Origin of the sequence: Paraflavitalea pollutisoli (assembly GCF_029360705.1) — a bacterium.
GTDB lineage: Bacteria > Bacteroidota > Bacteroidia > Chitinophagales > Chitinophagaceae > Paraflavitalea > Paraflavitalea pollutisoli.
The window spans coordinates 1,294,929-1,318,553 of sequence record NZ_JARKMX010000008.1; the positions used below are offsets into that span (position 1 = coordinate 1,294,929).

Here is a 23,625-nt window from a genome sequence, read left to right on the forward strand (position 1 = left end):
TTGACAAGTAATGCCGAACATTTATGACATAATATCCAACAAATGTCCCATGCATCGATAGTCAATTTATCGAATTTTATGCACGTGCCAGTTCAAAATATTACTGGCTGTATTATTACTAACTGATTGCATTACACTGCTTCACCAAGCGCAGTGATTGTAACTGCCAAACTGCTGCCATTATGAACAAGATTGCCCACCCGGGAGCATTGCCTCCTAACCATCCCACTTTGTACTCCGGTATTATTTCCCCGCATTGTTACCTACATGCCATTCTGCACAATCAGTTACCGGCGCCGTACCTGATGAGAACCCTTCATTAATAACCAAAAACAAGCATTGTATGAAACGAATTGATTGCCACATCAGATTATGGTTTTTTCTTGCGTGTATATTATGCCGCGCAGCCACCCTGGCCAATGATGCCGGCTACGGCAATCACCCGCCCCTGTTTGCCTTTACGGTGAGCGGAAAAGTGCTGGATGAAAAAGGGAATGGACTGGTAGGCGCCTCCGTAGCGCAAAAGGGCCACACCAATGCGACCACGACTACCGCCGACGGCAGTTTTAGCCTTACTATCCAGGAACGATCTGCCGTATTGGTCATCACCTATGTCGGTTTCCAGTCGAAAGAGGTAACCGTCAAAGCGGAAACGACCGATCTGATGATCAGCCTGAGCCCGGGACTCAATTCACTGGAAGACGTCATCGTGATTGGCTACGGCACCCAGAAAAAGCAATTGTCTACCGCCTCCGTAGCCAGGGTAAAAGGAGAACAACTGGCGGTAGTTCCCGCTGCCAACATTTCCAATTCGCTAGCCGGCCGGGCTACCGGCGTCATTACCCGTGCCAACGGCGGCCGCCCCGGGGCAGACAATGCTACTATATATGTACGAGGCATAGCCACCACGGGTACCACCGTTAACGGAGTCACCTATAATACCACGCCCCTGATTGTGGTAGATGGGGTGATCCGGAATAATATCAATGAAGTAGACCCCAATAACATCGAAAACGTATCTGTGTTGAAAGATGCGGCTGCCGTAGCCGCCTACGGGCTGGGCGGTGCCAATGGGGTCGTATTGATCACGACTAAAAGAGGCGTCACCGGAGCTCCGGTACTGAGTCTCGGAGGATATTATGGCGATCAGCAACCCACGTATTTGCCCAAAATGCTGAGCGCAACAGATTATATGAAGCTGAAACTGGAGGCTTACAAAACGGAAAACCCCACCGGCACCAACCCCACCTATAGCCAGGCCTATATCGACGCCTATGCCGACAACCACGCGAAAGACCCGGATCTTTACCCCATATCCGATGCGCTGAATGATGTGGTCAGAAAGCACTCGCCCATTTACCAGACCAACTTCTCCATCCGTGGAGGGTCGCCCACCATTAAGTATTATGCCGGCCTGGGTTATTTTAAACAGGAAGGTATGTTTGACCGGTCGGGTTATGATCGGTTCAACTATACGGTGAACCTCGATATCAACATAACGCCTACCACCACCGCTGCAGTGTCCTTCAACGGCGCGGTTCAAAAAACAACGGATGTCGACGGCGGCACCGGCCAGTTGTTCAGGGGGGTGTATAAATTTATCCCGGTGGCGCCACTACGGTTCAGCAATGGCTTATGGGGAGAAAGTTCGGGCAATGCACCGCTTGGCGTCATCAACTCCGAAGGGTACTTCCGCCAAAACACCAACAATTTGCTGAGCACCGTCACCCTCGAACAAAAACTTCCGTTTGTAAGAGGACTGAGTATAAAGGGATCGTTTAGCTACGACCCTTACTATTACACCCAAAAGCAATGGCACCGCCCCTTTATCTACTGGACACAAAGCGGGGCAGCTCCTCCCTATACGTATACCCCTGCTTACTCAACCCAGGAAACCAGTGCCACTATTTTCTCGTGGCTGAACCAGCAATACTGGCAAAACAACACCAACACCTGGCAGGCTTACCTGAATTACCACAACACGTTTGGCAAACATGATATCACCGGCCTGGTGGTGGCAGAAAAGAGAAACAATAAGCAAAATGACTTCAGAGCGCGCATCAACAACTATGCGGTCAATATCGACGAACTGTCATTGGGCAGTTCCAATAAAAATGACTTTGACATTGCCGGCGGTTCTGGCACAGGTAGCCAGGTGGGTTATGTGTACCGCGCCAGTTATGCGTACGACAGGCGATACCTCCTCGAGGCCTCCGGCAGGTATGACGGGCATTATTATTTTGCGCCCGGCAAAAGATGGGTATACCTCCCCGCCTTTTCTGCAGGCTGGATCATCTCCAATGAAAATTTCTTCCGCTCCGTCACCTTTGTGGATTATCTCAAGGTCAGGGGTTCCTGGGGTAAATCAGGCAACCTCACCAGTACCGGATTCCAGTTCCTGAGCAGCTATCCGCTACGTGGTAATGCTTATGCCTATGGCGATGGTACGCTGGTACAAGGCTCGTATGTATCTATAGAGAACAACCCCAATATAACCTGGGAGATCAGCAAGAAAACCGATGTCGCGGTAGAGGCTAATTTATGGAAAGGTCTGGTACGACTCGAAGCAGGATATTTCCATGAAAGAAGGGAAGGCATGCTGCTGTCGCCCAATGTGGTGGTACCACAGGAATACGGGCTACAGCTGGCACAGGAAAATGCCGGTATCATGGAAAACCATGGCATTGAATTATCGATCGGAACCACGAAGAAATTCAAGAATGGTCTGCAGTTATCTGTTGATGGGAACTTTACCTATGCCCAAAACAAGGTCGTGCAGCTGTACGAGTCACCCATCACGAAAAACGATCCCCGGCGAAGCAGAACGGGCCGTCAGTTCAATACCGTGTTTGGGTATAAATCCCTCGGCCTCTTCTCCTCCGCCGATGACAAAAACGGAGATGGTATCATCAATGGTACGGATGGTTACAACATCGCTCAATTCGGCACGCTGCGCCCGGGGGATATCCGGTATGCCGACCTCGGAGGCCCCAATGGCGTTCCAGATGGAAAGATCGACTCTTACGATGAAACCGTCATTGCCCGTCCGCAAACACCCGCTATCATTTACGGTATTGGGGTCAATGCGAGCTGGAAAGGATTTGATCTGTCAGCCTTGTTCCAGGGTTCGGGCCTGTCGAGCTTCAATGTATACGGCTTTATGACCGTAGCCCATTTCAACAACAACAGCAACTCTTCGTACGAGTATTACAACAACCGGTGGACGCCCGACAATCAAAATTCGAAATATCCCAGAGCTTATTCAGCGCCTACCAACAACAATGGACAGACATCTGATTTCTGGTTCATCAACAGCTCCTACCTGCGCCTGAAAACCGCGTCACTGGGCTATACCGTTCCAACCAGCATCAGCTCAAAAGTAAAAATGAAGAGTCTGCGGATATATGTAACTGGTCAGAACATTTTCACATTCGGTAAGCTGAAATTCACCGATCCCGAAACAACCGGCGAACAGGGGTATCCTATTCAGAAAACCTTCCTGGTTGGCTTCAACACCACGTTCTAACCATTAAAAACTTACAAGATGAGATCAGTTAACAATACGCTCGTATACGCGTGCCTGGTAACAGTACTGCTGGGTTTATCAGCTTGCGACAGAGACCTCGACAACCAGCAGAAAGTGAGCCTGGATGATAATACACAATGGGCCACCGAATCCAATGCCGATATTTTCCTGAATGATGTGTACGACCAGCTACCGGATATGTATTCCCAACCGGAAAACCTTGACAACTTCACCGATGACAACGACGCGGGTTTCTATTACAACTCGTGGAAGTACAAAGACGGCAACCTGGATCCGGCATCTACCAATTACACCTTGTTTGGCGGCGGCGCTACCGGCGTGCAAACGGTAAGCCGGTACAACTGGCCCGCGCTCTACACCTCCATTCGCAAATGCAACACCTTTATACAACAGGTCAATGCACACAAAACCAATTATGGATCGGCCTGGTTCAATAAACGTATCGACGAAGCCAGGTTCAACAGGGCGTTTCACTACAGCATCCTTTTCCTGCACTGGGGTGGTGTGCCCATTATCCTCGACCCACAGGTCAGGGCAGACACCCTCAATTTGTTTGTAAAACGAAGCACGTACGCAGAAACACTCGACTTTCTGACCAAAACATTGGATACGGTGCTGAACAACAAATACCTGGCTGTTAAATACAACAAAGGAAATCCCGATGCAGGAAGAGCTACGCTTGGAGCGGCGCTGATGTTAAAGGCATACCTGCAGTTGGTGGCAGCCAGTCCCACCTACAACGCAGCCTCCTATGTGGGCGGTGCCGATCCCAACAAAATAGCCGGGTTTGGCAATGCAGATGTATCGCGTTGGGCGACGGCGGCTGGCTCCTTCAAAAAATTCATCGACGACTGGGGCGGCGGAAAAACCTATGGACTTTTCCCGGAAGACTCCACCTTGTGGCAGGAGGAAAACGAATACAACGCGGAGGTGATCTGGGACCGGCAGCATGTGGCCAATGTAAAGGGATCCAATTACGAACAGTATGGGGGTCCGGTATACGTGCTTGGCTCCTACTATACCTGGGGTAACTACAATCCCACACAGGAACTGGTCGATCAGTTCTTCATGGCCAATGGAAAACCCATCACCGATCCTGGTTCCGGTTACGACCCCCAACGTCCTTATGTAGGCCGCGAACGCAGGTTCTACAAATGGATCGTGTACGATGGCGCTCCTTACAAATTGGACTGGATGTCGGCACAGGATACCATCTACACACGCATCGACAAGGTACGTCCCTCGCCCAACCAGATCGACTTTGCCAGCACAGACGTCAGCAATACCGGTTATTACTTCCGGAAAAAGCTCAATCCCAGGAACCGCCCTGCAACGGGATTGAGTGGCGCCAACTACATCTATTTCCGCTATGCAGAGGTGTTACTGGGATATGCCGAAGCGCAAAACGAAGCGGTAGGCCCGGATGCTTCGGTATACAGTGCGATGAATGCCATCAGGGCCCGCGTCAACCTGCCAGACCTGCCTGTCGGATTAAGCCAAAGCCAGATGCGGGAGGCCATCCGCCAGGAAAGAAGAATAGAATTGTGCTTCGAAAACAAACGCTTCCAGGACATCATTCGCTGGAAGATCGCCGACCAGGTATTGACCGTCGATCTGCATGGCATGAAGATCGAAAATACCAAGGCCGACAACAGTGGTACCTGGGTATACACGCCAGTAGGCTTGAACCATCCGCACGCGTTCAAACTGAGGCAGTATATGCACCCGATCCCACAAACGGCGTTGGCGCAAAATGCTAAACTGGTACAGACACCTGGCTATTGATTATTCACTTCAGCTCATAGTACAAGGAGCCCATCCACCGATGGTGCGGTGGGCTCTCTTTCAAAATTGATCCATTATGAAAAAGATCGCTTTATTGCTGGTAGCCGCCCTGTCCTACGGAGGCCTCACAGCCCAATTTGCAGGCATTCAGAACAACGCCGAACAGCCGCTGCCGGAAGGCTTCAAGCCGGCTTCGACCAACACCTTTTTATCGCAGTATCCTGCCGTCAACGCGTCCACCCGCCAGGCCACCTTTAGGGTCGTGGCCCCATACGCGCAAAATGTGACCCTGCAGTTGGGGGGCAAACACGCCATGACCAAAGACGACAAGGGCGTGTGGTGGTACACGACAACGCCACTGGTCGTTGGCTTCCATTACTATGCTGTGATGATCGACAGTGTGCCGGTCATGGACAGGGGCAGCGAAGCCTATTTCGGCAGTAATTGGGAATCTGCCGGTATTGAAATTCCCGAGGGCTCCGAAGGAGACTATTACCGCTTCAACAGGAATATTCCGCATGGCGAGATCCGCTCCCTGTACCATTGGTCTGATGTCAATGGACTCGAGCGTCACATCAACGTGTATGTGCCGGCCGAATATGAAAAGAATCCGAAAAAGAAATACCCGGTACTTTACCTGGTACATGGATGGGGAGAAGATGAAAACGGCTGGTCGGTGCAAGGTCAGTTGGCCAATATCATGGATGGCCTGATCGCCGCCGGCAAATCCGTGCCAATGATCATCGTGATGCCCAGTGGAGACATCAAAACCAATTCGGATGTACGCAAGGCATCGGGCGATATCACGGATATCCTGATCAAAGACCTGATTCCTTATGTCGACAAAACCTTCCGCACCTACACAGACCGTGACCACCGCGCGATGGCTGGCTTGTCAAGGGGCGGTGCACAGACCTGGAATGCCGTACTCAACAACATGGACAAGTTTGCCTGGATGGGCGGCTTCAGTGGATCAGGCCGCTTTGGTCCCAATCCCTTCAACCGCAATGCCCCACCCACCACCATTGAAACAGGATACAATGGGGCCTTCAAGGATGCAGCCGCTTTCAATAAAAAGATGAAGCTGTTGTTTATCAGCATTGGCACCGAAGAAGGTCAGGGCGCCAGGCAAACCTATGACAGCTTAAAGAACCATGGCATCAGCAACCTGGTATACCACGAATCAGCCGGCACGGCGCATGAATGGCTTACCTGGCGCAGGGCCCTCAATGATTTTGCACCCCGGTTATTCAAATAATAGCATTACCCGTATGAAAAAGATCCGTTTACGACAAGTAGGTGTTATCTGCCTGCTGCTATGCCTGCAAAGTGCGATGGCACAGAATCCGCTGATCAGGAATATGTATTCAGCAGACCCTTCCGCCAGGGTGTTTGGCGATAGTGTATATGTATTCCCCTCGCATGATATACTGGCCACGCCCGGACATGGACGCGTAGGTTGGTTTTGCATGGAAGACTACCATGTATTCGCATCGAAAGACCTGACCGAGTGGAAAGACCATGGCCCCATACTAACGCAAACCAACGTGCCCTGGGCAAAGCCGGATGGCTACAGTATGTGGGCGCCGGACTGTATTTACCGCAATGGTAAATATTACTTCTACTTTCCGGCCACCCCGGATTCACTTTATGGGAGGGGCTTTGCCATTGGGGTGGCAGTAGCCGATCATCCCTGGGGGCCATACGTACCACAGCCCACGCCGATCAAAAAAGTGCATGGCATCGATCCCAATGTGTTCATCGACAAAGATGGCCAGGCCTACCTCTATTGGTCGCAGGGAAATATTTATGGCGCCAAACTACAGGACAATATGCTGGAGCTGGCATCGGAACCGGTCATCTTCCAGGATCTGCCGGCAAAGGGACTGAAAGAAGGGCCTTATGTATTCGAGCGCGAGGGCATTTATTACCTCACCTTCCCGCATGTGGAAAATAAAACAGAAAGATTGGAGTATGCCATGGGCCAAAGCCCCCTGGGTCCTTTTAAGATGACAGGGGTGATCATGGACGAATCAGCTACCGGCTGCTGGACGAATCACCATTCCATTCTACCAGTTAAACAGCAGTGGTACCTTTTTTACCACCACAACGATTATTCGCCGGGGTTCGATAAAGCACGCTCAATACGGGCGGACAGCCTCTCGTTCAACGGTGATGGCACCATCCGGAAGGTAATACCCAGTTTGAGAGGCATTGGCGTCACCCCTGTCAATAGCGAAATACAGCCAGACCGGTATTCGGCCATCAGCAGCCGCGGGGCTGCCATCGCCTTTCTGGATACCGGCAACAGGTTCAAAGGATGGAAAACCGTGTTGTCGGCGGCAGATGCCTGGGTACAATACAACACGGTCGATTTTGGAAATAAGCCCTTCAAATCGGTTTTGATACAAGCGACGGCGGAAGGCCCCGGCGAGCTCGAAATACACAGCGGCAGCGCCACAGGCCCGCTTATCGCGACCGTCAGGGTAGCGGCAAACGGCGACTGGAAGACCATCAAAGCCAGGGTATCAAAGCACACTTCCGGTATACAGAACATAGTGTTGGTCTCGAAGGGAAATACGCCCGTGGCGATAGATTGGATTAAGTTTGAATAGATAAGTGCACTTGACCTGGATTGCCCCGTCGACCTGCGCAGGGTACGCCAGGTCGGATTTGAATAACATAAAGTCGGCTCTATGCAAGCCGGGTGTTGGGGTCCACCCTATTTTTGTTCATTGCTTGAATTTGAAAAATGAACGCATGAACAGAAGATCCCTCTTGAAAAATATGCTGGGCCTGGCACCGGCTGCTTACCTCGTCAATCATCCGCTGAGCACATTTGCCCTCGACGACCTGTCCATCGCGAAAGGACCCTTCCAACCCGATTGGCCATCGCTGGAACAATACAAGACCCCCGATTGGTACCGGAATGCCAAGTTTGGCATCTGGGCCCATTGGGGGCCTCAATGCGAACCGGAGTACGGCGATTGGTATGCACGCGGCATGTACCAGGAAGGGAGCGATCAATACAACTACCATGTAAAAAAATACGGGCATCCCTCCCAATTCGGATTCAAAGAGGTCATCAACGCCTGGAAAGCCGATCAGTGGAATCCCGATGAGCTGGTAGGATGGTACAAAGAAGCCGGCGCCAAATATTTTGTAGCGCTAGCTAACCACCACGACAACCTGGATCTGTACAATAGTAAATACCAACCCTGGAACTCGGTGAGGGTGGGACCCAGAAAAGACCTGATCGCGGGGTGGGCAAAAGCCGCCCGGGCGCATGGACTTCATTTCGGCGTGAGCGTACACGCAGCCCATGCCTGGAGCTGGATGGAGGTAGCCCAACGATCTGATACCAAAGGTCCCTTGGCAGGCATCGCCTACGATGGTAAACTGCGCAAAGCCGACGGCAAAGGCCAGTGGTGGAACGGATATGATCCGCAGGACCTCTACGCACAAGATCATCCACTGAGCCAAAACAGCCAGGACAACGGCATGATCCACCGGCAATGGGATTGGGGCAATGGCGTTACGCCGCCTTCCAAACAATACTGCGATACCTTTTATAAGCGAACGATCGACCTGATCGATCAATACCATCCCGACCTGCTGTACTTCGATGATACGGCGCTGCCCCTATGGCCCGCCAGTGATGTAGGGCTGAAGATTGCAGCCCACTTTTACAACACCAGTATCAGGCGGCATGGCCAGTTACAGGCTGTCATCAACGGTAAGATCCTGAACGAACAGCAGCGCAAATGCCTGGTATGGGATATAGAACGCGGACAAAGCAATGAAATACTGCCCTACACCTGGCAAACGGATACCTGCATCGGCAACTGGCATTACGACCAGCGCGTATTGGAACGCCACCGCTATAAAACCGCCACCACTGTGGTACATACACTGGTAGATGTTGTCAGCAAGAATGGCAACCTGTTGTTGAGTGTGCCGGTAAAAGGCAATGGCACCATCGATAGTGATGAGAAAGCCATCATTGCAGGCATTACCGCCTGGATGAAAGTAAACAGCGAAGCGATCTACGATACACTTCCCTACCAGGTATATGGTGAAGGACCAGCCATGGAGAACGCACCCGCGCTCAGCGCGCAAGGTTTCAATGAAGGCAAGGGCAAGCCATTTACCGCAGCAGATATACGCTTTACCCAAAAAGAGAAAACCCTGTATGCTACCACCATGGGTAATCCACACCAGGAAATACTGATCAAAACACTCAAGGGCAAACCCATTACACAGGTGGCACTACTGGGTAGTTCGGCCAGTTTACAATGGCAAAATACCGACCAGGGCTTATTGATCAAACAGCCGGAGAACCAACCCGAGACGATAGCGGCCGTTTACAGGATAACAGGGGCCGTTTAACGGCACAGCCAGGAAAAGCGGGAGAGCCGCTAAGAATCGCTGCTGGTTTTGTACTTTTAAGGGGATTGTTTTCCTTATGAACACACGGCTGCTGAGACATACTTTTTCCCTGTTGCACATCGACCATGTATACCTGAATCATACCTGGAATTACAAACAGGTGCTGAGTCCCTATTACAGGTTGTATTATATCGACGAAGGGGAAGGCAGGATTGCCAATGCACAACAAACGATCAACCTGGAGCCGGGTCACCTGTACCTGATCCCCAGTTTCACGTTGTGCGACCTCTATTGCGGCCACTACCTCAGTCAGTATTTCATCCAGTTCTTCGAAGAAACACCGGATGGCATGTCCCTGTTTCAAAACAACAGGAACCTGCTGACGATAAAGGCTGGGGAGACCGACATGGCCAACATCAAACGTTTACTGGAGATCAATCCGGGAAGAGGGATCAACCGGTCAGACAATCCCAAAGTATACGAAAAAAACGCCTTCTACCGCGAATACCAGGAATTGAACAACCGGCAGAGCGATGCCGTGTACTTCGAAACGCAGGGCATATTGCTACAGTTGCTGTCCCGGTTCGTCAGTACTGCCCAATCGGCTGCAACAGACGCCGTAGCTATCCCATCCAAGATACTCGATACCATCAGCTATATACAACTACACCTCAAGCAGCCACTGACGATTGCGTTGCTGGCCAGTCGTGTCAACCAGCATCCGGATTATTTCTCCCGGCAATTTCTGCAGTCGACCGGAGAGCGGCCGCTGCAATACATACACATCAAAAGGATTGAGCGGGCACAGTACCTGATCACGACGACCAATCTATCGTATGCAGCCATCGCGAGCGAAACAGGCTTTGAGAACCTCCCCTATTTTTCGAGACTGTTCAAGAAGATAACGGGAATACCGCCGAATAAATACCGGCAGCAAAACCAATCCATCGACACCGTGTAAGGGTACGCCGGTTCGTCGGTTTTAAACAACCGCGTTGCTACCAGGCCATAATTGCAGGATATGTTCCTCGCTAAATACTTCGAGCGATGGGAGCTTCAGGTCGGCAATAGCAAAACCTGGATCATCGTATTGTTGTTTGGCCGGTACAGCGATCACTTTCATGCCCGCAGCTTTCGCCGCCAACACGCCCGATGTCGAGTCTTCAAAAACGAGGCAATGAGCCGGGGATACCTGCAATTTGCGGGCGGCGGTGAGGTATACATCAGGAGCGGGTTTGCCATTTTCCTCCAACTCGGCCGACGAGGTACTGTGAAAATAATGTTCAATAGCCAGTCTGCGCAAAACGGTTGGCACCAGCGCCAGTGGTGCATTGGTAGCCAGACCAATCTTATAACCAGCTTTACTGATCAATTGTAATATTGCCACTACACCAGGCAACTGGTTGCCACCAGCTTCGATCAACTCAGCTACCCGGTTGATCACGGCCAGCTCGATTTCGTCCAACCCTTTTTGCGGCCATGGTTGATGACGATACCAGAAAGCGGTAACCTCCTTCGTGGTCATTTGACAGGTTTGTAGTGCCAACTCGGGGGTTACATCCACGCCTACAGCGCCAAATACTTCTTTTTCGGCATCTTTCCAGAACGGTTCCGAGTCGATCAGTAACCCATCCATGTCGAATAGTACAGCTTCCAACATGCTGGCAAGATATTGATTCTATCGGTAATGGGGTGCCTTGGGATGATTACCGAACACCAGGTACACCGATGGCAAGGACAGTTCATCGAGCTGGCCTGCCTCCTCCTGCCGGATGAAGCCTTTCTTGATCTGTTCTGCCCTTTGCAGAAATTTGCCCGCTGACAGGTAACCTAGCCTGATACCGGGCGCCAGCGTTTTGGCAAAAGACGAATAATACAGCACCAGCCCGCTGTGGTCGAAACCTTTGATGGTGGAAGGTCGCTGACCATGAAAGTGAAGATCACCGTAAATATCGTTTTCAATGATCGCTACGTGGTGATGTTGCGCGATGTTCAGCAAGGCCAGTTTTTGTTCGTCCGATAAAAATATACCTGTTGGGTTGTGGAAGCTAGGCGTTACGATGACCGCCTTTATCGGGTTGTGTGCACAAGCATGGGTAAACACATCGACATCGAATCCTGTCTGCGTATCAACCGGAATTTCGATCACTTTAAGGCGTAGCACCCGGATCACCTCGAGCACAGAGAACACGCAGGGACTTTCTACAGCTACAATATCACCTGCCTCACATACTGCTGCGAGGGCGATGTACAGCGCCTGCAGCGCGCCATCGGTGATCAGCAACTCTTCTTTGTCGAGGGTGGCTTGGTAAGTTATCGCTGGCTTTCGATCTTACGCATCCTTTGTTTGCGGCAATCGTTACTACACTCTCACCGAAGAAAGGAGTCGCCATAGATCTTTTTGCCTTTGTCATGTTTATGGGGTATGGCTGGGGAAGTCTCGCGTTCAGCCTGCTCATCGATCTGGGGTTAAACGAAACCTTTCAGTTATTTGGCATCCTGGCGGCTGGCGGGGCATTGCTGGCCATGCGTGTATTCCGGCAACAGCGGTAAGCAGGGAAGTTATCCTGCCAGCTTCTTAATCAGGTAGGCACACAAAAAAAGCCCCAAAAGGGGCTTTTTTCGTATTACTAGCGAAAATTTTAGTAGCGCTTGTTGTAACCACCGCCGCCACCGCCGCGATTGCCACCGTAGCCACCGCCACCGCGGTTGCCACCACCAAAACCACCACGACCGCCGCCGCCAGAATTACGATCTTCTCTAGGCTTAGCTACAGTTACGCTGATAGTTCTGTTTTCTACAGACGCACCATCCAATTCTGCGATCGCTTTTTGAGCGGCAGTATCATCAGGCATTTCAACAAAACCGAAGCCTCTTGAACGGCCGGTTTCGCGGTCTGTGATTACTTTAGCTGAAGTAACTTCTCCATAGGGAGCGAAAAATTCTTGCAAGTCTTCATCCTGTACGTTGAAGCTCAGATTTGAAACATAAATGTTCATTCCGTGAAATTAAATTGATTGAATAATTTCTGAGGAAAGCATGAAGTAACTAACTATAATGCAGTGGTACTAAGCAATGTAATTAAAAATACTAATGCGACTCAAAATATCGGCATAAAGATAGTATTTTTTTCATACTTCCTCAGATAAATTCTAAGTTAGTTTCCTTTCGGAACTCCACTTCTTCCCTCGCACAGCAAAAATACCGCAAAAATCGTCAACCAAAAAGTCCATCGATGGGAATTGATTCCAGGTAATGCCCGATAGCGTTGGTGTCAGGTAACACACAATACTCCTCTATCCGGTTGGCGCTGGTATTACAGTAGGCCTCTACATAAAAATTGTCGATCTGAAACAAGAAGATCACCAGGCCGGGAGAGGTTCTTTTAGCAATGGCAACGGCATTGGTGGATACAGCACGCTTTTTCTCCGCTTCATTCATTACGATAAACTCAGAAAGCTTCATACCGTTAATTTTTAAGTGTTAACTAATAAAGACTTACCAATCCTGTAAACTGAACTGAAATACGAAAACTGAAATACTAGCTGATAACTGACTGAAAACGATAGAACCGGAAAATCCCTGTCGAAGAGGCAATGAGACAGTATTGAGCGATTATCCGCGTGAGGCATTATAAATATAGGTACAATTTTCCGTACCGCCAATGCTACCCGGCAGATGAGGCCAACTTGGCCTGATTTTAACAATATATTCTATTCCAGCCAGTTGCACCCATTTTAGAATAAAAAACTACCTTCGGTGGCAATAGCATCAAGCCGCCATGGAGTTCAACCCAGACAATGAAGTCGTTCGCCTCTGTATAAAGGGCATCACGGAAGAAGGCGAAGGCAGGCCGGCGACCGCCAAAACCTGTTACGAACAGGCCTGGCGCCTGGCTGTAAACGATTTTGAAAAGTTTACGGCCGCCCACTACCTCGCCCGGCAGCAGGACAGCGTTGCGGAAAAACTGCATTGGGATGAAATCGCCCTGCAACACGCCTTGAACCATTCCGACGAAGGCATCAAACAATACCTGCCGTCGCTATACCTGAATATCGCCAAATGTTATGAGGACCTGGGAGAGATATCGACAGCACAGCTTCGCTACCAGGATGCCTCCGAATTTACTGCCTACCTGAACCACGATGGCTACGGCAATATGATCAGGGCCGGCATTGAACAGGGATTGAAACGGACATTGCTTTTCACAAAGGATACTTCAGAACGTTCTTAAATTGGAATTCGTCGACAGCTTTTGCCTGCTCGTTGAGTGGCCACTACCAACAGGGTTGAATACAACTAGGTTTGACTAATAAACCAATCATTTAAAAGTCAACCATCATGGAAATTATTCAAACACCCGCCAATGCATTATCGCATTCAACAGTAAGCGCGATCATAAAAGCACCCATAGAGAAAGTAAATATTGCCGATTGGCTGTTGAACCTGCCAGATGCAGAGTATCAACGATGCTCCACCCAGCACATCGGCGCAGGCATCACAACTACCTTCGAAGGAGAACCCGTGTCAATCAATGTAGAAACCATTGGAGACGCCCTGATGGTGCAACATTACGTGGCTGTTGTTCATCGACCCGATTACTGTCGAATGCTATCGATCTCAGATTCCATCACTTCAAACGGCCGGACGAAAGTGCAGGTATTATGGGAATTGAAGGCCACCAGGATCGATGACAAAACCACCTTGTACACGAACGAGATCCATGCGACGGCGACGCCGGAAATGTTCAGCTACTTGAAGGAGCGTGGCCTTCACCTGGAGGGCGCGGCGGCCGCCCGTCAGGCAGCCTCCGATGCACACAACCGGGAAGAAACACCCAATTTCGCCAAAAGCATTGAAAACAAAGCACTGACCGGCAAGTACAATCAGCCATTCTGACCTACGCGCATGCAAGTCACAGAGCACATTAAAAACAAATTAACACTAGGTGTTTCACATTAGCGGCACTAAGTCGAACTACGGTAAAGCGGCAATTACCAGTCGCAGCAGCTGGATGCCTGCCTGGAAAGGGGCACCTTTGCCCCGTAATCCGATTTGAAGTCCAACATGCCATCAGCACTGGCAATATCCTAGACAGACCCAAAAAACCCCGACCAAGTACCCCACGGTAGAAAACGTCAACCAATGACGGCTGATTAATCATCGCTCCATTGGTTATCGCCCCTCTCCCTGATCGTGAAATAGTAGCCACCCTCTGGTAATACCGGAGGGTTTCGCTTTTTACAGCCACTGAAGCTGGCCAGATCAATTTCTGCCGAATACTACTATGATTTAATAAACAAGCTGATAGCCTTATGAAAACCTTTCATAAATTTACGAAATGCCGTAATGGCGCCACTCCCCTCTTCCCGATACTGTATTGCAAATCAAAAAGATATAAGCCGGCACGGCTTTGGTCTATAAATAGCGGTCAGTAAATTCCTTCACACCATAAAGCAAGAATCATGAGTACTGTAAAACTTAAAGACGGAGCAGAACTGTATTACAAAGATTGGGGCGCTGGTCAGCCCATCGTATTCCACCATGGCTGGCCCCTTTCCAGCGATGATTGGGATGCACAGATGATATTTTTCCAACAGCAGGGATTCCGGGTAATCGCTCATGATCGCCGCGGTCACGGTCGCTCTACACAAACTGCCACCGGCCATGAAATGGAAACCTATGCTGCCGATGTAGCACAACTGGTAGAAGCACTGGACCTGCAGAACGCCATTCACATCGGTCACTCTACCGGCGGAGGTGAAGTGATCCGTTACGTCAACAAGTACGGTAAAGGCCGTGTTGCCAAAGCAATACTCGTTAGTGCAGTAACGCCCATTATGGTAAAGAATGCCAACAACCCCGATGGCGTTCCCGAGAGCATTTTCGACGAGATCCGCCAGCAAACCGCTACCAACAGGCAGCAATACTTCAAAGATTTTTCGGAGGCATTCTACGGCTATAACCGCCCAGGCGCGGAGCCCAAGCAAGGCATCCGCGACAACTGGTGGCGCCAGGGCATGATGGGCAGCATCCTGGCCCATTATGAGTGTATCAAAGCATTCTCTGAAACAGATTTTACGGAAGACCTGAAGAATGTCGACGTTCCCGTGCTCATATTACACGGAGAAGACGACCAGATCGTTCCATACAAGATCACTGCCTTAGCAGCCGCCAAACTGCTGAAGAACGGAAAGCTGATCACCTATCCTGGCTTCCCGCATGGTATGCCTACCACCGAAGCCGAGACGATCAACAAAGACATCCTCGCCTTCATCAAAGGCTAAATCAGCCATTCTATTTTCCATGCCCTCCCGGTAAGTATGTAGATACTTGCCCGGAGGGCATGGTGTTTTTTGTCTACCAAACCTGCAGGCCAATCCCCCGACGGCCTACAGGTGTTATTGCAACTGAACGATCTACAGCGTTAAACTGTCTCCCTATTCTTCCTCCTCCTGCCGCGCAGTTGCTTTCAGGTTTTCTGCCCGCTTCACGAGATCAAGAAACTCCTTCTTATACGGATCGTTATTGTTTTGAATGCTGTTGCCTGCCAGGGACCGCACCAGCTTGTAACTGCTGCTGCCTTTGAAGGTAGAGTTCCTGAGCACCATGCCAAAGGCAGCTACCGCCGAGGCAAAACGGATATTGTTGCTGGCAACCTGACCATTTTCTTTCACAGCCACTTCCAGTAAATGGCTCTTGTCTTCATCCGGCTTTTTGTACCGTAGCTTGACAAACATCCATTCTCGCGAGAAGGATGTACCGGGAGCTTTACCCGGAGCAGTTTGATATCGCAGCATATCTACCGGCGCCAGCCACTGATCACTCGCTAAGGAGGCGGGAATAACTTCGTACAACGCAGTTACCGTATGATTGCTGCCCATATCGCCGGCATCCTTCTTATCGTTATTGAAATTTTCGGTAGCCAGCAACCTGTTTTCATAACCGATCAATCGGTAGCCTTTTATTTGTTGCGGATTGAACTCTACCTGCAACTTTACGTCTTTGGCAATGGTAAACAGGGTACCCCCGAATTCGCTGATCAACACTTTCTTCGCCTCAGGGAGATCATCGATATAGGCATGATTCCCGTTGCCTTTACCAGCCAGCTTTTGCATTTTACCATCCTGGTAATTGCCGGTTCCAAAGCCAAGCACAGTAAGGTATACGCCAGATGCCCGTTTTTCCTCGATGAGGTTTTCCAGGGCATCATCACTACTGGCACCTACGTTGAAGTCGCCATCGGTGCAAAGAATAACCCGGTTGTTGCCGCCCTTCAAAAAATGTTGCTGCGCCGTTTTATAGGCGAGTTGAATACCAGCACCACCTGCGGTGGAGCCGCCGGCCTCCAACTCATCAATGGCTTCCCGGATCTTGTTTTTATCGTTGGTAGCTGGTAATACCAGGCCTGCACTACCTGCGTAGACAACAATGGATATCTTATCCTGCGGACGCAATTGATCGGCCAGCAATTTCAGCGACGACCTCACCAGCGGCAATTTATTGGCAGCTTGCATGCTACCACTTACATCGATGAGGAAGACCAGGTTCGAAGGAGGTAGTTGATCAGCTTCAATTTTCTTACCCTGCAAACCGATCATCACCAATTGATGTTGTTCGTTCCAGGGACAGGCCATTGATTCTGTAATAACACTAAATGGCTGATCGGCCTTGGGCTGCGGATAGTTGTAGGAGAAGTAATTGATCATTTCTTCAATCCGCACAGCGCCTGGTTCAGGCAGCCGACCTTCATTGATCAGGCGACGTACATTGCTGTAGGAGGCCGCATCGACATCGATGGAAAAGGTAGAGACAGGCTGGTTGGTTACCCGCTGAAATTCGTTCTCTTTGATATGATCATAGCCTTCCCGGTTTAAGTCGCCTTTGTCCCCGCCGGAAATATATCCCTGGTTATTGAAACTCATGCCGTAAACACGCCCCGAGTATGCGCTACTATTATTCATAGCCTTTCTCAACGGAGCACCAAGGCGAGTCACCACCACTTCCTGCAACTGATGCTCCGATGTTTTGAGCCTTATATTGATAACGGTCTGAGCGCCTACTCTTATTTCCTGTTTATTATATCCCACCATGGCAAAGACAAGGATGGCCTGCTTATCTGCCACCTGGATAGAGTAAGCACCTTTGGCGTCGCTGGTCGTGCCCATGCTCGTTCCTTTACAGGTGATACTGACGCCCTGAATCGGGGCTCCCCGCACATCGGTAATTTTTCCGGTAATGGTAGATTGAGCGGCAAGCACAAAGATGCCCGCACACCATACGAATAGTGTCAAAAGATATTTCATGGGCGCTTTTGAGAATAGATGCCCCGAAAAGGTGGATTACACAAACATTGGGTAGAAAAGGTGAAAACACGGTAGGGATACACCTATTAAATTGATAGTTTACGGCCTCACCCATCAACTACCACCCATGCGACGCCTTCTTGTTTTCCTGCTGGTGCAGCTATTATTGATCAATTCTTATGCGCAGGATCTTACCGGCACCTGGGAGGGAAGTTTGGCGCAGGGCGACAACGACTTCTCTGTCACTATTTACCTGGTACAAATAGCCGGCGATATTTACAAAGGAGCCGTGCAGATAAAAGAAAAAAAGCCCATCAAGATCACCGGCAACGGCAGGCTTAATATTCCTAAAGTACTGGAGAAAAAATCCAGCGCTACCATCAACCTGACAGCGACGCTCAGCAACGGTCAGCTCCAGGTAAAAGAAGAAGAGATCGTAGAAAAAGATGGTCCACGCAGATGGAGACTGGAGCTACTCAGTTTCAGACACAGTACCAATAGTGGTAATGAACAACTCTACATCACATCCGGGTACAACGGCGACCTGGTGAAGAAAAGCTCGGACTACCCGCCGCAATATGCCGCTGCCACCAAACCGGAACCTGGATCGGGCTCCAACAGCCCGCAGGCAAGTGGCGCTGGTGCATCGCGTACTGCAGCGGCTGCAAAACCAGCCCTGGTTTCATTAGACAGTGTCATCTTCACCAACAGCGCAGGCTCCAGCGATATCCTGTTCAACGATAAAGGCACGCTCGCCTTTACCTTCACCAACAACAGCGAAGTAAACCTGGCCAGTTTCGATATCCTGTTCAATATCAAGGAAGAAAATACTGGCATCCAGGGCACGGAAGGAAAAGTCGGTACCATGTCACTACCAAAATTCAAAACTGATAAAGGGGGCATCTACCTGGTTACCGGCTACAACCTCATCAGCGATAGTATTCATTTTACCATCGAAGGCATGTACAAAGGGGCAGCCCTATTCACCCGTGACTTTGCCCTGGCCACCAAACCCTTTTTCACCGCCAAAACCACTACGGTCGGCAAAAGCTCCGATATTACCCTGAACGCCCTGGCAGGTTATTACGGCTTTGGAAAAAAAACCTGGGCAACGGTAGTGACACCATTGAATGCATTGGCTGCCACCGGCAACAAGCCGGCGCTGATGTGGAAAGCGGTATTTACCACGCTGGGATGGGGCGGATATCCACCGAACGAAAATGAGGGAGTAAAGATCGCCAAACAGGCATTTCCTGCCGTGCAGGAAGCCGCCCGGGCTGGTGATGCAGAATGTCAATACCTGATGTTTTACGCGATTGGAATGGGGATAGCAGGCGTACCCAACAAGGAAGCCGCCAAAGATTTTCTGCAACGGGCAGCCGATGCAGGCTTTCTCCCCGCAATGTATGATTACGGCTTGTTTCAGCAAAAAGCCAAACAATACGAAGAAGGACTCAAGCTATTGGAGTCTTGCTATGCAAAAGGCCTCCAGAAGGCCGCTCTGAACATCGGCTTCTCGCACCGCAAAGGATTCGTAGGAGACAGGGATAGTGAAAAAGCGATCGAATGGTACAAAAAAGGAGAAGCATTTGGAGATCCTGCCAACCTGATGCAACTGGCATTCATGTATACCGACGGAGAAGACATAGAACCGAATGCCCTCAAAGCCATGCAGTATGCCAAAAAAGCGGCCGACATGAACTATCCCGATGCGCTGAATTTTATGGCAGGTGTTTATTTACGCGGAAAAGAAGGAGTTCCTAAAAATCCGACTAAAGCACTTGAATTGCTAAAGCAGGCAGCCGGCCTCGGAGACCAGACAGCCATGACGACGATCGCTTACCTCTACCTTGGCGGTGTCAACGACGCCATACCCAAAGACGATAAAACATCCTTCTTCTGGGCCAAAAAAGCAGCTGAGTCAGGAGGCGCGGAAGCGATGGCCCTGCTCGGCAATATGTATGAAGAGGGAAAAGTAATTGAGAAGAATACGATCAAAGCCAGGTTCTGGACCAACCAGGCCTATAACAATGGTGTAGGTCAACGTGACAACAATGCAGAAAGGATCAGGGAGCAGGAAATGAGCAATATCATCAGCGGTATTGATTTTAGCGATCACTATAGCTTATACAGAACTTCCGATGGCGATATTGTAGGAGTAAACGAAGGATCTGATCCACTGGGATCATTGTTTGCCTCAACGATTGGCACAGCACTTAGCCGCAGGATGAGTCAACAGAAAGTGATCAATGGATTGGAATACATCTATACAAAAGGAGGCAAAAAAATTTACGGCGGCACGTTAACTTCCACGCTGACCACCGATATCACGTTGAAAAAAGGTCAACAGGTAAAAGTGAATTCCTACGGCACGGTAAACCTGGGAACCTTTGCAGGTGTCAGTACACCCAACGGAATTTACGGATTCCAGTCTTACAGCCTGATCCAATCCATACCGCATGCGGCGATCATTGGTGGCGTCAACAAGAAATGGGTATTCTTTGGCACCGAAAATATTTATACGGCATCAGAAGACGGGGCCTTGCAGATTGCGATCAATGACGCAGATTACAGCAACAATGCGGGATACTTCGATTGCGTGATAGAGGTCTTGTAAGTTACCCCTTGCCGCGTCCCTTATTCCTGTAATTCTTGAACGAACCCTTTTCACCGTTCCGGCTGGCTCGCTTGCTGTCAGTACTTTGCTTTTCCTTACCGGCACTTCTGTCCGGACGACCGGCTTTGCCGGGCCGGGATGGAGAAGATTTTGGTGCGGGCGCTTCCTGCTTCCAGGGCTTTGCCTCTTTGGAATCCTTATCTTCTTTCTTCCAGGGTTTGGCCCCCTTTTGTTGGGTTGTATTTTTTTTCCACGACTTCGCCCCTTTGGGATCCGAATCTTCTTTCTTCCAGAAGGGCGTAGTCTTTTGCGAGGCAGTTTCTTTCTTCGACGATTGAGAAGATTTTTTGCCGGCAGGCGAAACACCCTCACCGGCAACGCTCTTCCCTTTAGGAGAAGCCGGTTTCGACTTGGGTTTGCTCTTCTCTTGCTGCGAATCTTCAATACTCTCCATCAGTTGGGCCAACTCTACTTCACTCAGGTAACGCCATTTGCCCACAGCCAGTTTGTCGAGCTTGATGTTCATGATGCGCACCCGTTGCAAACCCACTACATTGTACCCTAGCTGTTCGCACATGCGGCGGATCTGGCGGTTGAGCCCCTGTGTAAGAATGATCCGAAACGTTTGGCGACCAACAGAGAACACTTTACAGGGCAAGGTAACGGTATCGAGAATGTGTACACCCTGCGACATTTGCTGTATAAAGCCATGATCGATCGGCTTGTTCACCCGCACAATGTATTCTTTCTCGTGGTGGTTATCGGCCCGTAGTATCTTATTGATGATATCACCGTCATTGGTCAGCAGGATCAGCCCTTCAGAATCTTTGTCGAGCCGGCCGATGGGAAATATCCGCTTGGGGTAATTGACGAAACTGATGATATTGTCCTTGATGTGCAACTCGGTCGTCGTGGTAATACCCGTTGGCTTGTTGAGCGCCAGGTACACCCGTTTATCTTTTTTGGCAGCCGTAACGATGCTGCCATCTACTTCTACCACATCACCCGGTTTATAGCGGTTGCCCAGCTGGGCCGGCCGGTTATTCAACAATACCCGTCCGGTTGTGATCAGGTTGTCGGCCTCGCGGCGTGAACAATAACCCGTATCGCTGATAAACTTATTGAGGCTGATAGAATTGTCCAAAGAGATAGCTTTTAACGTGGTTGACAGATGCTTTCCGGGGCAAATGTCGGAATTGATCGCAACAAAAGCGAATTCTTGCCCAACCACCCGGCTGGTGGCGCTTCCGGACAGGCATTCACCGGGTCCTAAAAATCTTCCCCCGCTGTAAAACTGACGGTTTCTTTTGTTTTGGGATGTATAAATTCAAGGGTAGCCGCGTGAAGACACATTCTTGTCGACACCGTTCCATAGAGATCATCGCCTACAATGGGGGCATTCAACCCCAACTCATGCGCCGAGTGCATGCGCAATTGATGGGTGCGCCCCGTCAGCGGCCAAAAATCGACCTTGGTCGTATCATGGTAGCGGGTAGTCACTTTCCACCTGGTAATGCTTTTTCTGCCCGTCTTGAAACACACCAGCTGCCGCGGGCGGTTATACAGATCGGCTGTCAGGGGCAAACTGATCTCCCCTTCCGACGACTCCAGCACCTTCGACAACAAAGCCCGGTAGCGTTTCCGCACAGTACCCTTCAGGAACTGTCGCTGAATATGCCGGTGCGCCTGCGGCGTTTTAGCCACCACCAATAGTCCGGAAGTATCCATATCCAACCGGTGCACGATCAACGGCTCTGTCGCCGTCCAGATGTCTTTCAACCGGGTATAGACCGATTCTTTGATGTTTACGCCGGGCACCGACAACAGGCCGGCTGGTTTATTGACCACTACCAGGCTCTCATCTTCATAAACGATCTCCAGTTCGCGGCCCGCTTCCGGTACACGCAATAATGGATTATCGTCGAGCGGTATACCTTCGAGCATATGCGCCAGTATGGGCTTGCATTTGCCCGTACAGGCCGGATAATACTGTTGGTGTTTCCGGATCTCCGATTTGGGCGACGCGCCCCACCAAAACTCTGCCATTGCTAACGGTTTGTAGCCATGCACAAAAGCATATTGCAACAATTTGGGCGTAGCGCACTCGCCAGCCCCCGCAGGCGGTTTACCGAAAGCCGTTTCACTGAAGATCTCGTGTAGGCTTTTGAAGATGCCATCTTTGTTCAAAAAGGAATACTGTATGAAAAGCTGTTGCTGTAGATCGGCCGACCGGTCCTTGCGTTCATTTTTCAGGGCCTCCAACTCCACTTCGTAGGGCGCGATCGCGGTATGCAATGCTTCAAGCGCCTGCTCCCACTGGCTGATCAGCACATTCAATTGGTGCTTGTCGTGCAGGCTTTGCTTCACAAGACGGGCTTCCAACGCATCATAGTCCGTCGGGGTTAGCAACGGCTTTTGCGCGATGCGTACCTGTTTACGATGGGCCCGGTTTACTTGTAACTGCGTTCGGAAAGCAGCGATCTCTTCACGGGATTGAATAGTACCACGATCCAGGTCCGTTTTCAGCTGCCGATAATGATCATCGGCTTCTATGGCCTTCACGCGGTCGTTCACGCTATTGATGTGTACAATACCCTGCAGAAAAAAGCTATTCCCGGCCAGCATATCGAATACAGGGGGCACAAACAGCGGGTGGTCGTTGGAATTCGCCAGTTTGCCCGAGAACGCAGACAGATAACCCAGTCTGCCGGCGACATCCTGCACCACCAAAACGCCAAACATCTTACCGATCGCCATACCATCCTGGTCGGTGTGCAAGCCAAAATTATGATCTAGGTGAGTTTGCGCGTCGAGGTATTGTTGCAGCTCCTTAGCAGCGATATGCGCCAGCGCATGCGGCTCATAATAAAAAGGGAAGGTAAATCGGGCAGGTAAAGAAATACCCTCGATGGTCGCTTCCGGAAAATAGGTGATCCTATGCTTTTTGTCTATGCTCACTGATTGTTGCCATTAGGGTGCGG

The 23,625-nt window shown here is 50.3% G+C and carries 18 protein-coding genes; 11 read left to right on the top strand and 7 right to left on the bottom strand.

Annotated features, from left to right (window positions below; translation table 11 throughout):
- Window positions 1-343: 343 nt before the first annotated feature.
- The 6 genes from P2W70_RS18955 to P2W70_RS18980 all read left to right on the top strand — a co-directional run bounded on the left by P2W70_RS18955 (window position 344) and on the right by P2W70_RS18980 (window position 10,682).
- Window positions 344-3,526, top strand: a complete 3,183-nt coding sequence (locus tag P2W70_RS18955; protein WP_276483084.1) for a SusC/RagA family TonB-linked outer membrane protein — start codon at window positions 344-346, stop codon at window positions 3,524-3,526.
- An 18-nt stretch (window positions 3,527-3,544) separates the two neighbouring features.
- Complete coding sequence (locus P2W70_RS18960) at window positions 3,545-5,332, top strand: RagB/SusD family nutrient uptake outer membrane protein (protein WP_276483085.1); 1,788 nt, start codon at window positions 3,545-3,547, stop codon at window positions 5,330-5,332.
- 76 nt (window positions 5,333-5,408) lie between these two features.
- Window positions 5,409-6,590, top strand: coding sequence for an alpha/beta hydrolase-fold protein (locus P2W70_RS18965; RefSeq protein ID WP_276483086.1), 1,182 nt, complete (start codon window positions 5,409-5,411; stop codon window positions 6,588-6,590).
- Window positions 6,591-6,603: 13 nt separating this feature from the next.
- Complete coding sequence (locus P2W70_RS18970) at window positions 6,604-7,947, top strand: family 43 glycosylhydrolase (protein WP_276483087.1); 1,344 nt, start codon at window positions 6,604-6,606, stop codon at window positions 7,945-7,947.
- A 145-nt stretch (window positions 7,948-8,092) separates the two neighbouring features.
- The gene (locus P2W70_RS18975; protein WP_276483088.1) at window positions 8,093-9,721 is read left to right on the top strand and encodes an alpha-L-fucosidase; all 1,629 of its coding nucleotides are present in this window, start codon (window positions 8,093-8,095) and stop codon (window positions 9,719-9,721) included.
- Between the two features lie 76 nt (window positions 9,722-9,797).
- On the top strand, window positions 9,798-10,682 hold the full coding sequence (locus tag P2W70_RS18980) for a helix-turn-helix domain-containing protein (RefSeq protein ID WP_276483089.1): 885 nt from the start codon (window positions 9,798-9,800) through the stop codon (window positions 10,680-10,682).
- A 21-nt stretch (window positions 10,683-10,703) separates the two neighbouring features.
- On the opposite strand, the gene hxpB is transcribed toward P2W70_RS18980, so the two are convergent.
- Together hxpB and P2W70_RS18990 are read right to left on the bottom strand one after the other, a co-directional pair.
- Window positions 10,704-11,381, bottom strand: coding sequence for a hexitol phosphatase HxpB (gene hxpB / locus P2W70_RS18985; RefSeq protein WP_276483090.1), 678 nt, complete (start codon window positions 11,379-11,381; stop codon window positions 10,704-10,706).
- Window positions 11,382-11,399: 18 nt separating this feature from the next.
- Entirely contained in the window at window positions 11,400-12,038 is a 639-nt protein-coding gene (locus tag P2W70_RS18990) for an aminotransferase-like domain-containing protein (RefSeq protein WP_276485380.1), read from the bottom strand.
- A 26-nt stretch (window positions 12,039-12,064) separates the two neighbouring features.
- On the opposite strand from P2W70_RS18990, the gene P2W70_RS18995 reads away from it, so the two are divergent.
- A complete protein-coding gene (locus tag P2W70_RS18995; protein WP_276483091.1) occupies window positions 12,065-12,274 on the top strand; it encodes a hypothetical protein in 210 nt (69 codons plus the stop codon).
- 89 nt (window positions 12,275-12,363) lie between these two features.
- On the opposite strand, the gene P2W70_RS19000 is transcribed toward P2W70_RS18995, so the two are convergent.
- Window positions 12,364-12,720 carry an RNA recognition motif domain-containing protein gene (locus tag P2W70_RS19000; RefSeq protein WP_276483092.1) on the bottom strand — a complete coding sequence of 119 codons (357 nt, stop codon included), beginning with the start codon at window positions 12,718-12,720 and terminating at the stop codon, window positions 12,364-12,366.
- Window positions 12,721-12,937: 217 nt separating this feature from the next.
- Window positions 12,938-13,186, bottom strand: a complete 249-nt coding sequence (locus tag P2W70_RS19005) for a hypothetical protein (RefSeq protein WP_276483093.1) — start codon at window positions 13,184-13,186, stop codon at window positions 12,938-12,940.
- 316 nt (window positions 13,187-13,502) lie between these two features.
- Here P2W70_RS19005 and P2W70_RS19010 point away from each other — a divergent pair, with 316 nt between their 5' ends.
- The 3 genes from P2W70_RS19010 (at window position 13,503) to P2W70_RS19020 (ending at window position 16,008) form a co-directional block, all read left to right on the top strand.
- The gene (locus tag P2W70_RS19010; protein ID WP_276483094.1) at window positions 13,503-13,955 is read left to right on the top strand and encodes an rRNA adenine methyltransferase; all 453 of its coding nucleotides are present in this window, start codon (window positions 13,503-13,505) and stop codon (window positions 13,953-13,955) included.
- 107 nt (window positions 13,956-14,062) lie between these two features.
- On the top strand, window positions 14,063-14,620 hold the full coding sequence (locus tag P2W70_RS19015) for a hypothetical protein (protein WP_276483095.1): 558 nt from the start codon (window positions 14,063-14,065) through the stop codon (window positions 14,618-14,620).
- Window positions 14,621-15,186: 566 nt separating this feature from the next.
- Window positions 15,187-16,008: an alpha/beta fold hydrolase gene (locus P2W70_RS19020; RefSeq protein ID WP_276483096.1), complete on the top strand. Its 822-nt coding sequence runs from the start codon at window positions 15,187-15,189 to the stop codon at window positions 16,006-16,008.
- Between the two features lie 153 nt (window positions 16,009-16,161).
- Here P2W70_RS19020 and P2W70_RS19025 read toward each other — a convergent pair whose 3' ends face one another.
- The gene (locus P2W70_RS19025) at window positions 16,162-18,027 is read right to left on the bottom strand and encodes a vWA domain-containing protein (protein WP_276483097.1); all 1,866 of its coding nucleotides are present in this window, start codon (window positions 18,025-18,027) and stop codon (window positions 16,162-16,164) included.
- 127 nt (window positions 18,028-18,154) lie between these two features.
- On the opposite strand from P2W70_RS19025, the gene P2W70_RS19030 reads away from it, so the two are divergent.
- Complete coding sequence (locus P2W70_RS19030; RefSeq protein ID WP_276483098.1) at window positions 18,155-20,644, top strand: tetratricopeptide repeat protein; 2,490 nt, start codon at window positions 18,155-18,157, stop codon at window positions 20,642-20,644.
- Window position 20,645: 1 nt separating this feature from the next.
- Here the strand turns inward: P2W70_RS19030 and rluF are convergent, their stop codons facing one another.
- Entirely contained in the window at window positions 20,646-21,788 is a 1,143-nt protein-coding gene (gene rluF / locus P2W70_RS19035; protein ID WP_276483099.1) for a 23S rRNA pseudouridine(2604) synthase RluF, read from the bottom strand.
- A 125-nt stretch (window positions 21,789-21,913) separates the two neighbouring features.
- A complete protein-coding gene (locus tag P2W70_RS19040) occupies window positions 21,914-23,602 on the bottom strand; it encodes an RluA family pseudouridine synthase (protein ID WP_276483100.1) in 1,689 nt (562 codons plus the stop codon).
- Between the last annotated feature and the right edge of the window lie 23 nt (window positions 23,603-23,625).

Coding starts and splice junctions, on each gene's coding strand:
- P2W70_RS18955 (WP_276483084.1), top strand. CDS start 344: ATGAAACGAATTGATTGCCACATCAGATTATGGTTTTTTCTTGCGTGT.
- P2W70_RS18960 (WP_276483085.1), top strand. CDS start 3,545: ATGAGATCAGTTAACAATACGCTCGTATACGCGTGCCTGGTAACAGTA.
- P2W70_RS18965 (WP_276483086.1), top strand. CDS start 5,409: ATGAAAAAGATCGCTTTATTGCTGGTAGCCGCCCTGTCCTACGGAGGC.
- P2W70_RS18970 (WP_276483087.1), top strand. CDS start 6,604: ATGAAAAAGATCCGTTTACGACAAGTAGGTGTTATCTGCCTGCTGCTA.
- P2W70_RS18975 (WP_276483088.1), top strand. CDS start 8,093: ATGAACAGAAGATCCCTCTTGAAAAATATGCTGGGCCTGGCACCGGCT.
- P2W70_RS18980 (WP_276483089.1), top strand. CDS start 9,798: ATGAACACACGGCTGCTGAGACATACTTTTTCCCTGTTGCACATCGAC.
- hxpB (WP_276483090.1), bottom strand. CDS start 11,381: ATGTTGGAAGCTGTACTATTCGACATGGATGGGTTACTGATCGACTCG.
- P2W70_RS19000 (WP_276483092.1), bottom strand. CDS start 12,720: ATGAACATTTATGTTTCAAATCTGAGCTTCAACGTACAGGATGAAGAC.
- P2W70_RS19005 (WP_276483093.1), bottom strand. CDS start 13,186: ATGAAGCTTTCTGAGTTTATCGTAATGAATGAAGCGGAGAAAAAGCGT.
- P2W70_RS19010 (WP_276483094.1), top strand. CDS start 13,503: ATGGAGTTCAACCCAGACAATGAAGTCGTTCGCCTCTGTATAAAGGGC.
- P2W70_RS19015 (WP_276483095.1), top strand. CDS start 14,063: ATGGAAATTATTCAAACACCCGCCAATGCATTATCGCATTCAACAGTA.
- P2W70_RS19020 (WP_276483096.1), top strand. CDS start 15,187: ATGAGTACTGTAAAACTTAAAGACGGAGCAGAACTGTATTACAAAGAT.
- P2W70_RS19025 (WP_276483097.1), bottom strand. CDS start 18,027: ATGAAATATCTTTTGACACTATTCGTATGGTGTGCGGGCATCTTTGTG.
- P2W70_RS19030 (WP_276483098.1), top strand. CDS start 18,155: ATGCGACGCCTTCTTGTTTTCCTGCTGGTGCAGCTATTATTGATCAAT.